The following is a 13980-nucleotide window of genomic DNA, read 5'->3' as shown; positions in this document are numbered from 1 at the left end:
GGAAGGGACTGGGACACGGCTCTCTCCCGGACGGGCAAGAGCACGTACCCTCTCACTGTCGGCTGCATCCGCAGCACTGGCGGCCGATATCGAAGCATAGGCTTCAAATACCCGAACGGCAAATCCGGGCGCTCGCCGTTCGCAGAGCTATGATCGTTCTAACCCGGCCAATGACGACGCCATCGTCCGTCTCGTCGGCGCCTTGCTGCTCGAACAGAACGATGAATGGGCCGTGTAGCGGGCCCGCTACATGACGCTTGAGACCATCAGCCAGATGAGCGATGATCCGCTTATCAGCCTGCCGGCAGTGGCGCGCTGATCAGTCCGGCCCCATGCCGGAGAGCACGGCGACCAATGCCGTCAGCTACACCACGCCAGTGGGCACGATCCTGGCCGGACCTCCAAGAGGGCGTGATGAGCCGTCCATATTTGGTTGGATTGCGACCGGCACTCAAATCCAGTCGTGAGGACGCACTTTGCCTGTGTCGCGCATCCATCGGCATTACTCGAAGGCAGGAGAGTGTTTGCTTGCGACAACCTTGTCGCGGTAGCGCTCGACAACTGAGCTAGCGAGCCGCCGCCAGCCCGCGATTTGCCATCTCGGCCTGCTTCGCTTTGGAATTCCCTGCTAGCTGCTAAATAATTCCCTGTTAGTGCGTACAGGGAATTTAGCGCTAAAGCATTGAATCTGCGCAGCGATTTCTTAGGGAAATTGGGCCAGGCCCTCAAAAAACTCGAAATTCGCTGTTTTTCGACGCCTATCAGGGAAATTGGACAGAGACTGGTTCGCCAGAGACTGCGACCACCACCATTTGTCTTTGTTATCAATGGGTTATGGTGGGTGCTGCCAAGCCGATTTGGCAGCATTTGGCAGCGCCCCGGCAGCAACGAAAAAGGGCGGCTCGCGCCGCCCCGGTTTCATTTGCTGACGATCCGCAGCAGGCTCGGTAGCAGCACGGGCCGCCGGACCTTAGATCATCTCCAGATCAAGCCAATACGTTAAGCCTCGACGGCATGCCCGGCATCGCGACCGCCTCGACGGTCACTTCGTTGTAATGGCGTCTGGCACGAACCGATCGGTCCCCTAGCTTGGTGCTGATCCGATCACCCTAGTTTTGGTAAACGCTGTAACAAATCCGGAGGTACAGCATGGCAGAATTGAGCCGCAGTCAAGTTCCGGGATCCACGAGATCGGGCATCTCTCGTCGAACGTTCCTGAAGCACGGTGGCACCTCGGCCGTGGGGGCGGCGTTGCTGGAAGCAGGGGCGGCGCAGGCAGCCGTTGATAGTTCTATGCAGGACGATGCCAACGAAGTGCTTGGCCCTGGTCTGATCCCGATCGATCTCACGATAAATGGACGACGGGTCCCGGTGCAGGCGGAACCCGCCACCACGCTGGTCGACGTCCTCCGCAATCACCTCGGCCTGACCGGCACCAAAATCGGCTGCGATCGCGGAGCCTGTTCTGCCTGCACGGTCTGGCTCGACGGTCAGCCTGCCAGCAGTTGCATGACGCTGGCGCTCGACGCCCGGGGCAGGAACATCACCACGATCGAGGGGCTGGCCGAGGGCGGCAAGCTTCATCCGGTGCAGCAGGCGTTCGTCGAGCACGACGCCCTTCAATGCGGATTCTGCACGCCCGGAATGGTAATGAGTTGCGCAGCGCTCATAGATCGTAAACCCGACGCCGGCATCGACGAGGTGAAGGCCGCGATAAGCGGTCACCTGTGCCGCTGCGGCACCTATCCGAACATCTTTGCGGCAGTGCTCGCAGTCGCCGGCGAGAATCGGAGGAGGAGCACCTGATGGCTACCGAAAATCAGGCACGGGCCGACCGGCCTTCGTTACGGTCCCAGTCCTTGCTCTACGGTATCGTCGGGCAGGAGATGAGGCAGGTGACTCGGCAGGTGCCGGACGATGAGCCGCCGCAGTTGCCAGTGAACGCCGAACTGCGCTCCATCGGCAAGTCGATCCCGCGGCTCGATGCCGTGCAGAAGGTGACGGGCGCGGCGAAATACACATTCGACGTGCAACTGCCGGGAATGCTCTACGCACGGCAGATCGTCTGCCCATGGCCGCATGCCAGGGTGATCTCGATCGACACCTCAGCGGCGGAGCGTCACCCCGGCGTCCGTGCTGTACATGTGCTCGAGACACTGCTGCAATCCGCCAGGCTTCGCGATCCGGAGGCCGAGGCTCGTAACAAATACCCGACGGTCCGCTTCGCCGGCCAGACCGTTGCCGCGGTCGCCGCCGAGACGCAGCGGATCGCCGACCAGGCGGCGAAGCTCGTCAAGGTCGAATACGAGCGCTTGCCGCATGTCACTGACCTCGATGCGGCAATGGACGATGAGGCACCGATCGTCTTTCCAGGACCGGTCGAGCAGCCATCGACAGCGGGCGGCGGCGGCGCACCGGAAGGCTTGCCGCAGAAGGGCAATGTGCGCGGTCCCAACTTCGGCATGCCGGGTATGACGCCCACGGGCGATATCGACCAGGGCCTGGCGGAGGCGGACGTGATCGTCGAGGCCGAATATCGCACGCAGGTTCAGACTCATGTGCCGATGGAAACACATGGCATCGTCGCGGATTGGCAGGATGACGGGCTGACCATTTATGCCTCCACGCAGCACACGCACAGCGTGCGCGATGAGGCCGCCGAATATTTCGATCTGCCCAAGAGCAAGATCCGGGTAATCAGCGACTTCACCGGCGGCGGGTTCGGCGCGAAATATGGGATCAACAATTTCGGCCTCCTCGCCATTCATTTGTCGCAAAAGGCCGGCGCGCCCGTGCGCATGATGCTGGACCGCCGTGAAGAGCATGTTTCGGCGGGCAATCGCCCCAACAGCTTGCAGCGCGTACGGATCGGCGCCAAACAAGATGGCACCCTTACCGCCATCGACGTCATAAGCTGGGGCACCGGCGGCATCGCTGGGGGCGCCGGCATAGGCTTCTGCTACAATGCGCTATATCCGTGCCCGAACATGCGCACCGAGCAGTATGACGTGTTCACGAATGCCGGCCCGTGCGCGGCTTTCCGCGCACCCGGACAGGTGCAGGGCATCTTCTCGCTCGAGCAGACGATGGACGAACTCGCGGATCGGCTGCAACTCGACCCGCTGATCCTGCGCGATCGCATCGACACAAAGCCCACCGACGACATGCTTGCACGGGCACATGAACGCAAGGTCGCGGCCGAGCGGTTCGGCTGGAGCCGCCGGCGTCCGCCGAACGCCGACGCCGGGCCGATCAAGCGGGGGATTGGCATGGCGCAGGCGCAGTGGGTGTATGTCGTCAGCCCTCCGACGACGGTGGAGGTGCGGGTCGCCGATGACGGGTCGGTCTCCGTCTACAACAGCACGCAGGATGTCGGCACCGGCACGCGGACTGTGCTTGCCCAGGTGGTTGCAGAGGAGTTCGGCCTCAACGCCGAGGACATCGGCGTCTTTATCGGCGACACGCGGTTCCCGTGGGGACCGCCGTCCGGCGGAAGCCGGGTGACTGCGTCGGTGACCGCGCCTGCCCGCAATGCGGCCTATGCGGCGGCACGCGACCTGGCCGCGCGCCTCGCGCCGCTTTTCGACGACGCCGATCCCGATGACATCTTTTTCGCCGACGGCAAGGTGGGCGTCCGCGGCAAGGAGGGAGCCGCAAGGCCGCTCAAGGATGCAGCCAAGGAAGCCAAATTCGGCGAAATCTCGAAACTCGCTAAGCGGCACGACGACTATGAGGGATTTGCGGTGCCGGGAGAGCTCTCCATCAGCCGGCATGGGCTGGGCGGTGTCCAATTCGCCGAGGTGGCGGTCGATGTCGAGACCGGCGTGGTCAAGGTCGAGCGCATCGTCGCTGCCAGCGATTGCGGCAGGCCGATCAACCCCAAACTGGTCGAGAGCCAGGTGATCGGCGGCATCATCCAGGGTATCAGCTACGCGATCTACGAGGACCGCATCATGGACGCGGCGAGCGGCCATCAACTCAACGCCAATGTCGATCAATATAAGATGGTCGGATCACGCGAGACTCCGGCGATCGAGGTGCTGCTCATGGAGCAGATCGGGGCGCAGTCGTCGACCGACGCGCGAGGCATCGCCGAGGCAAGCAATGTGGCGACCAGCGCCGCGATCGCCAATGCATTCTACAACGCCACCGGAAAGCGGATTCGCACTTTGCCGATGAACCCGGCAAATGTGCTGGCGACGCTCAGCGCCTGAGATCGGCCAGAAGGAGTCCATCATGGCCATGAACAGCTTCGAATGGGTGGATGCCACGACGGTCGAGCAGGCAGCAGGTCTGCTTGCCGAAAGCACCGAGCAACGCCCCGTCATCGCGAAGGCGGGCGGGATCGACCTTCTGGACTTGATGAAGGAAGGGACTCTAGCGCCGATGCGACTCGTAAATCTGAAGACCATCCGCGGTCTCGACGAAGTCGACACGGAAAACGGGCTGTCGCTCGGCGCACTTGTGACGCTGGACCGCATCGACAACGATCCACAGATCCGCGCGCGCTACTTGGCGCTGTCGGATGCTGCCGGACATGCGGCGACGCCGCAGGTCCGCAACGCCGCAACGATCGGGGGCAATCTGCTGCAGCGGCCGCGCTGCTGGTATTTTCGGCACGATCATTTCCATGGCGAAGGTGGAGATGAGATGGGGAGCAGGGGCGCTGACGAGAACCAGCACCACGCGATCTTCGACAACGACAAAAACGCGATGGTCCAAGCCTCGACGCCGGCGACGGCACTGGTCGCCTATGATGCAAGCGCCGAACTGGCCGGCGGCGCCAACGGCTCACGCGTCGTAAAGCTCTCGGATTTCTTCTTGCCACCCGAAATGCAGCGCGCTCACGATGCCAGGATCGAGACTGGCGAGGTTATGACGCGCGTGATCGTTCCGCCGTTGAATGCCGGGGCGAAGGCCGCCTACCGCAAGCAGACCGAGCGCGACAGCTACGACTGGCCGATCTGCGATGTGGCGGTGGTGCTGACGATAGAGGGCCAGACAGTGCAAAATGCTTCGATCGTCATGGGATGGGTCGCACCAACGCCTCGCCGCGCCGTCGAAAGCGAACGTCTCCTCATCGGCAACAGGCTTACCGACGACTTGGCGCGACAGGCGGCCCGAGCCGCGGTGGCCGGCGCTACGCCGCTGGCGAAGAACGGCTACAAGGTGCCAGTGCTGGAGACGGTCGTTCGCCGCACGATCCTGGCCGCTGCCGCCGGCTAGCGTCCTGGGGCCGTCCAAAATGGGTTCGGCAACTTCGCAGCCACACGCGGCGCTGGCAGTCTGCCGACGGTTGCGCTCCAAGGGCGCACCCGGGACAGGTTACGGGAGCGGCGTCGACTTCAACGCAGGCTACAGTTCGACCGCAACATTCTGGTGTACCGCCACGGCCGGCGTCGTCGGGCCTGACGACTCCTACGTCCATCCGCACGTATGCATAAGCGATCGGATATGCTTCCTGAGTCCTTCAGAGCAGGATCAAGCTTCATGACATTGGTGGAGAAGGCGACAACCAACTGTTGTGGGTTTGATTAACTCTGGGGTAGCAAGTCGTCTCTCTGTGAGCGCCGTGACGACGGTTGGCACGCGGCTTACGGCAACCGGCCATTGAGCGTGCATGGTGCCACCAGGAGTGAATAGCTCGACGTTGCCATCAATCGCGGAGCAATACGGAACGATGCGAGAGGTTTTCGAAACCAGCCCATGAAAACACCCGCCGGTCCGGCTTCAGCTTGAACCCGGCGCCTCATCGGCTCGGCGTCTACTCGGCCGCGCTGCTCTCGGAAGCCAGGGTCGGGCCGGCTTCAGGCCGCCTGCGCCGGAATGTCCTGCGCAGAGCAACGTAGAAGACCGGCGTCAGGAAGAGGCCGAACAACGTCACGCCCAGCATGCCGGAGAACACGGCCGTGCCGAGCGATTGGCGCATTTCCGCGCCAGGCCCGCTGGCGATCACCAGCGGCACCACACCCAGGATGAAGGCGAATGCCGTCATCAGGATCGGCCGCAGCCGCAGCCGGCAGGCCTCGACAGCCGCCTCGACGGCGTCAAGGCCGCGCTCCTCACCTTGGCGCGCGAACTCGACGATCAGGATCGCGTTCTTCGCCGCCAGGCCGATGAGCACGATCAGCCCGATCTGCACGAGGATGTTGTTGTCGAGACCGCGGAAGGCGACGCCCAAGAGGGCGGCCAGCACGCTGAGCGGGACGATAAGCACGATGGCGAAGGGCGTAATCCAGCTTTCGTATAGCGCGGCGAGCACCAGAAAGACGAACAGAACCGACAGGCCGAAGATGAAGACCGCCGTGTTGCCGGTCTGCCGCTCCTGGAAGGCGAGTTCAGTCCATTCGAAGGAAGTGCCCTGCGGCAGCGATTCGGCTGCGATCCCCTCCATCAGGTCGAGCGCCGTACCCGTGGCGACACCAGGCGCTGCATTGCCCTGAAGCGGTACGGAGACATACATGTTGTAGCGTTGCACGAGCGAGGGACCGGTGACGTCGCGGATCTCGACCAGTGTGCCGAGCGGCACCAGGTCGCCGGCCGCCGAGCGCACCTTCAGCTTCAATATGTCGTCGCGATCGATGCGGAAAGCCTGGTCGGCTTGCGCCCGCACCTGGTAGACGCGACCGAAGGCATTGAAATCGTTGACATAGGCGGTGCCCAGATTGATCGACAGCGTCTCGAAGATGTTGGGGATCGGCACGTTCAGCATGCGCGCCTTGTCGCGGTCGATCGCCAGGAAGAATTGCGGGCTGGAGGCCGAGAAGGTGGTGAAGACGCCCATCAACCCGGGCGTCTGGTTGGCCTTGCCGGCGATTTCGTTGGCCAGCGCCAGAATCGGCCGCATGTCGGCGCTGTTGCGCTCCTGGAGCATCATCTTGAAGCCGCCGGAGTTGCCGATGCCCCGCACTGGCGGCGGCGGCAGCGCGATGATGAAGGCCTCCTGGATGCTTTGCAGGCTGCCAAACAGCGTGCCGATGATCTTGTCGGAAGTATCGCCGCTCTCGAGCCGTTCCTCGAAGCTCTTGAATGGCGCGAAGATCACGCCGGAATTGCTGGCGTTGGTGAATGTCGCGCCGTTGAATCCTGCGAAGGCGACGGCGTTGGCGACACCCGGGGTCTCGCGGATGATATCCGACGCCTTCTGGATGATTGCGTCCGTTCGGGCGAGCGAAGAGCCCTCCGGCAATTGCACGACGACGATCGCATAACCCTGGTCCATGTTCGGGATGAAGCCGCGCGGCACCGTCTGCAGCATGTGATAGGTAGCGTAGAGCAGGCCTGCGAAGACGAGCAGCATGGCGGCAAGCGCCAGAGTCGTTCCGACCAGTCTTTGCACCAGCCACGCATAGCCGTCCGCCATCTTGTCGAACCCGTTGTTGAACCCGTTCGCCAGAGCGCGGCCGAACCTTGCCAGGAAGAAGTTCGAATGTTCCTCGCTGTGCGGCTTGAAAAGCACGCCAGCGAGAGCCGGCGAAAGCGTCAGCGAGTTGAATGCGGAGATCGCGGTGGAGACCGCGATGGTGATGGCGAACTGCAGGTAGAACTGGCCGGAAATCCCGGGAATGAAAGCCGCCGGAACGAAGACGGAGATCAGCACCAGCGAGATCGCGAGGACCGCGTTTCCCACTTCATCCATGGTCTTGTGCGCAGCGGCGCGCGGAGCGAGCCCCAGCCGGATGTTCCGCTCGATATTTTCCACAACCACGATGGCGTCGTCGACAACGATGCCGACCGCCAGCACCAGCCCGAACAGAGTGAGCATGTTAAGCGAGAAGCCGAAGGCGAGCAGCACGGCAAGCGTCCCGATCAGCGAGACCGGTATCGCCACGATTGGCACGATCGCCATGCGCCATGACTGCAGGAACACGATGATGACGATCACCACCAGCAGGATCGCCTCGGCGATGGTGATATAGACCTCGTTGATAGATTCGGCGATGAACTCGGTCGGATTGTAGATGATCTCGTAGGCCAGCCCCTTCGGGAAATCCTTCGAAAGCTCCGCGATGGTCGCCTGGATTTCTTCCGCCGAGGCCAAGGCATTGGTGCCCGGCCGCTGGAACATGCCGAGCGCCACCGCCGCCTTGTTGTTGAGATAGGAATTGGTGACGTAGTCCCTGGCGCCGAGCTCTATGCGCGCCACGTCCTGCAGGGAGATCAAGCGGCCGTCCTCGGCCGACTTGACTATGACGTAGCGGAAGTCGCGCGCGTCTTCAAAGCGCCCTTGCGTGGTGACCGTATACTGGAAGGCCGAGCCGTCGCCAATCGGCGGCGCGCCGATCGAGCCGCCCGACACCTGGACGTTCTGGTCGCGCAGCGCCTCGACTACGTCGCCTGCGGTCATGCTGTAGGCGGACAGCTTTTCCGGGTCGAGCCAGACGCGCAGCGAATATTCGCGCTCGCCGAAGATCTGCACGTCGCCGACGCCGTCCAGTCTCAGCAGGACGTCGCGCACGCGCGAACGCGCATAATTCGAGACGTAAAGCTGATCATATGTGTCGTCGGGCGACAGCATATGGACGACCATCATCAGGTCGGGCGAACTTTTCGCCGTGGTGATGCCGAGCCGGCGCACCTCTTCCGGCAGGCGCGCTTCGGCGATCGAGACGCGGTTCTGCACCAGCACCTGGGCCGCATCGAGATCGGTGCCGGGGCGGAAGGTGATGGTGAGCGACATCGAGCCGTCGCCGGAGGAATAGGACGACATGTAGAGCATGTGCTCGACGCCGTTGATTTCCTGTTCGATCGGCGTCGCCACGGTCGCGGCGACCGTCTCGGCGTCGGCGCCCGGATAGGAGGCGCGCACCACGATGGTCGGTGGCGCGATTTCGGGATATTGCGCGACCGGAAGCTGCGTATAAGCGATGCCGCCGACGAGCACGAGCACGATCGACAGCACCGCCGCGAAGATCGGGCGGTTGACGAAGAAATGGGCGAAGTTCATTGTGTCTGCCCTTCGGCTTCAACCTTGGGCGGCAATTTGGTCATCTCGGACTTGACGGTGACGCCCGGCCGCACTCGCACCAGCCCGTTGATTACCACTGTCTCTTCGCCGGTGAGGCCCTCGCGGATAACGCGATAGCCGTCGATGCGCGGGCCGGTGCGGACCGGCTTGGCCGAGATCAGGCCCGCCTGGTCGACAACGAAGACGATGCGGCGGTTCTGGTCGGCGCCGATCGCCTCGTCAGGCAGAAGCACGCCCGGATGCGGCAACGAGCCGGGCACGTTGATGCGGCCGAACATGCCCGGCTGCAGAACGCCGTCCTTGTTGTCGAAGCGCGCCCTGGCCCGCATCGTGCCGGTAGCTTGGTCCAGACGGTTCTCGGCGAAGTCGAGCTTGCCCTTGAACGTCGCTTCATCACGGTCGGCGACACGGACGACAACATCGACGCCGCCGGCGCCTTCCTGCATGACGCCGCCGCGCTCGCGGGCGTCGCGCGCATAAGAGAAGTAGGTCCGCTCATCGATGTCGAAATAGAAGTTGATCGGGTCGATCGAGACGATGGTGGTCAGCACGGTCTGGTCGGCCTGCACCAGATTGCCCGGCGAGATGAGCCGGCGGTCGACCCGGCCGGAAAACGGCGCCTTGATCTCGGTGAATTCGAGATCGAGACTTGCGTTTTCAAGTGCCGCCTCCGCGCCGTCCAGTTGCGCTTGGGCGGCGAGATATTCGCGGCGGCGGTCGTCCAGTGTCGAAACCGGTATGTTGCCTTCGCGCGACAGGGTCTCGGCGCGCTCGAACTGCATCTTGCTGAATTCGACCAGGGTCTTGGCCGAGTCGACCTGCGCCTGCGCCTGGTTCAGCGCCGCCTTGAACGGCCGCTGGTCGATGGTGAACAGGAGGTCGCCCTGCTTGACCAGCGTACCGTCCTGGAAATGGACCTGGTCGAGATAGCCGCCGACGCGGGAGCGCAGCGAAACCTGGTCGACAGCTTCGAAACGGCCGACGAACTCATCGTCCTCGACGATATCGCGCACCAGCGGCTTGGCTACCGTGACGACGGGCGCGGGAGGCGCTTCCTGCGCCTGTGCGGCCGGGGCCGCGAGCAAGCCGATCGCCGCGAAGGCCGCGGCGGCGAGCCATTTTGCAGGGACGTTTCTGCTGGAGGGGGCGCCCAGAGAATCGTGGCGGAGGCGTGCAGTGTGAACCATGGTTACCCCTCGTAATCGGTCCTTCATGCGAAGTCCGTAACATCTAGGCAGCTTGTGTGCCGCACAAATCAATTTTTTGAAACGACCACCACAACCGACAGCTTGCTATTGAACAAACATCGAACATCGTCAATCGACAAGGAAGCGGCTAACCGCGGAGCGCGAACGCACATCTCGCGTGTATCCGCTGCGCAGGCATCGCCATGCGCTCGAGCCAAAGCGGATCTGACAAGCCATTGCGCATCCCGACGTGCGGCGGTTCTGTCGGGAGGAACAGGGCCGCTCCCGCGTTGAGGTCCGACCTGCTTCTCATTCTGCGGTTATAGGCGGCGATATAGGCTTCGATGAAATCGGCAGATTGGACATTTGCTACACTCCGAAAACGCTATTGCACCACCCGCATAGCATTGGGACGTGACAACCGCACATCCGCTCGTCTCCTGCAGTTTGGAAAAAAGATCGTCGATAAGCGGCGCATGTATGGCGCGAACCGGTCAAGCACCTTATCGGAAGCGTGCTGCTGTGGTGCGGGCGATTTCAATCAATCTACAAGGTTCGACGCGAATCGAAGTCCGGACGGTCATTTTGCGCGCGTCTTGGAGCTTATCTCTCGACTTGGTCTGGTAAGCGCATGGCATGAATTCCACGACGAAAGGTTCGGCGAGGAAAAGTCACCGACCTACTTCCATCGATGGAAGCAGGATCAGGCCTTCCATATCGACTACATATTTGTGCCTCGGAACGTTCCCAATCCTTTGTCGAACTCGGCACCTATGACGAGATCGCCATAACAAAGCTGAGCGACCACGTACCCCTCTCGGCGGACATTCGAATCCCCGTCCGCAATTGGCCTTCGCTTTAGCCAAGGCGGGCGCATCCAATCGCTCGCCGAGCAGCCCTTGCGACTTCGGCAATCATCGTGCTCGCCTCGTCGAGGCGGGCGCATTCGTTGAGCTGAAGAGTCGGGAAGGCCGCGGGATCGCCCGATGGCCGAATTGCGAGGCAGGCCTCGCAATCCCATGGATCGTTCTGGCACCTTCTAACGTTATGTTGTCGCCGAGGCGGGTGATTTTCATCACGGAAGGAGCAAAGCGATGAAAAAAATGCTTCTCGCAGGAATCGTTGCCTTGTCGGCGTCGACGTCGCTGGCGCAGACGAGCACTGCCCCCGAGCCCGCGCCTCCAGCGGCTGCAACGACCGCTCCCCAGCAGCCAGGCGGGCCTGCAAATCTCTGCCAGGAGCTCCTCGCCTTCATGAAGGCGCCTGCCGAAGCGGCCAGCCCGACCGCGGCTGCCCCGGCTCAGCAGGCTGGCACATCTTCTACCAGCGCAGCCGCGCCCGCCAAGCCCGAGACCGGGACGGGCTCGGCGCAGAAAATTACCGGGCAGGCTGGGGTTGCCAGCGATGCTCCACAACCGAGCAAGGAGAAGGTGGCCAGCGGATCGGCGACGAACGCGCCCCAGAAGGAAAGCAGAGCCGCGCCGGTGCCCCCCTCCGATACGTCGAGCACTCCCAAGGATTCCGTGATCAACGCCGCGAAAGCGGAGGAACTGGCCGCCGCCAATGACATTGCACAATGCCAGAAGACCGCGCGGGAAATGCGAGTGGCCGGCGTCGCCATGCCGCCGCCGTTGCTTGCACTGGCGGCGCTCGACTTGCAGTATCAGCAAAAGTCCGGTGCGGCCCCTCAGGGATCTGGCAATCCATCTGTGACGGGGCAGGATCCTGCGCCGCAGACTCCAGCGCCGCAGACGCCACCGCCACAATGAGAGCATGACTGCGGACTTTGAGAAGGTGAAAGGGAGAAGGCGGGATGGGTATGATCTTGACCGGAATTGTCGTTTCGATCGCAATCGCGTTCGGGGCCGGCTATTTTCTTCTGAGCGCGCAGCAGCAACAGCCGGCATGGCAGGTCTACAGCAGCGAGAGCACTCGCGTGGGCGATCCGGGACACAATCTGGTCGGTCAAAACTGGACGGGCGACAACTCCACCGCAGTCGCGGGCGGCGAGGAGACACCTTCGTAGCCCGGATATAGACCTGCGCTCGCTGACGTGGATTTCGAGGCACGCTCGCGCAATGAAAGCCTACCACCACGCCTAAAATGCCCGGACCAATGGCCCGGGCATTTCGATTCCGCGCAGAAGCTATTATTCAGCCGGTTCGGCCGCCGAGCGCGGCGGTATCGCACCTTTGGCCTCCTGTCTTTCGACCCAAAGACTATGATGCTCCTTCGCCCAGTTGATATCGACCGTACCCGAGCCCATTGCTTCATAGGCGCCTTCCATGCCGAGCGTGCCGATATAGATGTGAGCGATAATAACGGCGATCAGGATCATACCGACAGTCGCATGAACATACTGGGCCGTCTGCATGCCGTTTATGTCGGTGAATGCGAACGGGAACAGCATGAATATGCCGGACACCGACAGCGCAATTCCACCGAGCACGACGGCCCAGAAGATGAGCTTCTGGCCGGTATTGAAACGTCCAGCCGGCGGATGCGTCCTGTTGGTTCTGTCGAAAAAACCGCCGCCGACTCTGAGCCAATGCGCGTCATGGCGATCCGGAAGATTGTCCCAGACCCATGTCACCAGCATGACCAATATGCCGAGCATGAACGCCCAGGAGACGAAGTCGTGGGCGTATTTCGCCCAGATCGACCAAGTTGAAAATGCATCGGCCCCGATCAGCGGCATCAGCAGACGCTTGCCGAAGATAAAGTTCAAGCCGGTGATGGCCAGGATGATGAACGCCGTGGCGGTCATCCAGTGGGTCAGCCGCTCCACAGCACCGAAGCGCAAGATCCTTACGCTCGATTCGGGCGCCAATGTACGGATGCGGCCCCGGTAGAAATAGAACAGCGCCAGCAGCAGCAAAATGCCTGTTATCGCGATACCGCCGATCCACGGCAGCCAGCCCTCGTGGAAGCTGCGGTACTCGCGGCCTTGCGGTTGCTCGAGCAAGCCGGCGGCCGTATTGGGCAGGGTGACGCGACCCTCGATCTTCTGCAACTCGTCAAGAAGCTGCCGTTCGCTCACCGCCTGTGCGGTCGGGTTGCTCCCGGATGCGGTTTGCGCGTAAACGGGCGCTGCGACCAGCAGGGCGAGCGTCATGAGCGCTGCGATAGCCTGCGGCATCAATCGACCAAGCCTGTTGTCCGGCATTTCTGCGTCCTCCGTGATAGCTCCGTTTGCGCGCGGGACGAGCCCGACTGCCTCCTACACGTCGATTGTTTCTCGATAGGCCGTCTGCCAGCCCCAGGCTCCCGAACCATAGCCACGCTGCGTCACACGCTCCTTGTAGATCGCCGCGATGATCTCCCCGTCGCCGGCCAGGAGCGACTTGGTTGAACACATTTCGGCGCAAAGCGGCAGCTTGCCTTCAGCCAGCCGGTTGGCGCCGTACTTGGCATATTCGACTTCGGTGGAATCACCTTCCGGGCCGGCGGCGCAGAAGGTGCATTTGTCCATCTTGCCGCGCGAACCGAAATTGCCCACACGCGGATATTGCGGGGCGCCGAACGGGCAGGCGTAGAAGCAATAGCCGCACCCGATGCACAGGTCCTTGGAGTGGAGCACCACCGCGTCGGCCGTGGTGTAGAAGCAGTCGACCGGACAGACCGCCGCGCAAGGCGCGTCGGTGCAATGCATGCACGCCATCGAGACGGAGCGTTCGCCGGGCTTGCCGTCATTGATGGTGACGACGCGGCGCCGGTTGATGCCCCATGGTACGTCGTGCTCGTTCTTGCAGGCGGTGACGCAGGCATTGCACTCTATGCAACGATCAGCGTCGCAAAGGAATTTCATCCTGGCCATTTCTGTTC

9 protein-coding genes and 1 pseudogene are annotated in these 13980 nt (G+C 62.5%); 6 read left to right on the top strand and 4 right to left on the bottom strand.

Going from position 1 to position 13980, the window contains the following annotated elements:
- Nucleotides 1-169: 169 nt before the first annotated feature.
- From AC0L3D_RS30250 to AC0L3D_RS30235, 4 genes and pseudogenes are all read left to right on the top strand, one after another.
- Nucleotides 170-319, top strand: a pseudogene (locus AC0L3D_RS30250) (IS256 family transposase); the annotation flags it as partial.
- 830 nt (nt 320-1149) lie between these two features.
- Complete coding sequence (locus tag AC0L3D_RS30245) at nt 1150-1806, top strand: (2Fe-2S)-binding protein (protein ID WP_473646767.1); 657 nt, start codon at nt 1150-1152, stop codon at nt 1804-1806.
- Nucleotides 1806-4214 carry a xanthine dehydrogenase family protein molybdopterin-binding subunit gene (locus AC0L3D_RS30240; protein ID WP_473646765.1) on the top strand — a complete coding sequence of 803 codons (2409 nt, stop codon included), beginning with the start codon at nt 1806-1808 and terminating at the stop codon, nt 4212-4214. Before AC0L3D_RS30245 ends, AC0L3D_RS30240 begins: the two co-directional genes overlap by 1 nt.
- Before the next feature lie 22 nt (nt 4215-4236).
- Nucleotides 4237-5226, top strand: coding sequence for an FAD binding domain-containing protein (locus AC0L3D_RS30235; RefSeq protein WP_473646763.1), 990 nt, complete (start codon nt 4237-4239; stop codon nt 5224-5226).
- Between the two features lie 538 nt (nt 5227-5764).
- On the opposite strand, the gene AC0L3D_RS30230 is transcribed toward AC0L3D_RS30235, so the two are convergent.
- Together AC0L3D_RS30230 and AC0L3D_RS30225 are read right to left on the bottom strand one after the other, a co-directional pair.
- Entirely contained in the window at nt 5765-8947 is a 3183-nt protein-coding gene (locus AC0L3D_RS30230) for an efflux RND transporter permease subunit (protein WP_473630469.1), read from the bottom strand.
- A complete protein-coding gene (locus AC0L3D_RS30225) occupies nt 8944-10155 on the bottom strand; it encodes an efflux RND transporter periplasmic adaptor subunit (protein WP_473630468.1) in 1212 nt (403 codons plus the stop codon). The genes AC0L3D_RS30230 and AC0L3D_RS30225 overlap by 4 nt, the downstream gene beginning before the upstream one ends.
- 1094 nt (nt 10156-11249) lie before the next feature.
- On the opposite strand from AC0L3D_RS30225, the gene AC0L3D_RS30220 reads away from it, so the two are divergent.
- Together AC0L3D_RS30220 and AC0L3D_RS30215 are read left to right on the top strand one after the other, a co-directional pair.
- Complete coding sequence (locus AC0L3D_RS30220) at nt 11250-11924, top strand: hypothetical protein (protein ID WP_473646761.1); 675 nt, start codon at nt 11250-11252, stop codon at nt 11922-11924.
- A 44-nt stretch (nt 11925-11968) separates the two neighbouring features.
- Nucleotides 11969-12181, top strand: a complete 213-nt coding sequence (locus tag AC0L3D_RS30215; protein WP_473646760.1) for a hypothetical protein — start codon at nt 11969-11971, stop codon at nt 12179-12181.
- A 123-nt stretch (nt 12182-12304) separates the two neighbouring features.
- Here AC0L3D_RS30215 and AC0L3D_RS30210 read toward each other — a convergent pair whose 3' ends face one another.
- Together AC0L3D_RS30210 and fdh3B are read right to left on the bottom strand one after the other, a co-directional pair.
- Nucleotides 12305-13321: a formate dehydrogenase subunit gamma gene (locus AC0L3D_RS30210; RefSeq protein WP_473646758.1), complete on the bottom strand. Its 1017-nt coding sequence runs from the start codon at nt 13319-13321 to the stop codon at nt 12305-12307.
- Between the two features lie 54 nt (nt 13322-13375).
- Entirely contained in the window at nt 13376-13972 is a 597-nt protein-coding gene (gene fdh3B, locus AC0L3D_RS30205) for a formate dehydrogenase FDH3 subunit beta (protein WP_128166279.1), read from the bottom strand.
- Nucleotides 13973-13980 lie beyond the last annotated feature (8 nt).

This window comes from Mesorhizobium sp. WSM4837 (assembly GCF_055811435.1).
This window is presented reverse-complemented; position numbering and strand designations above follow the sequence as displayed.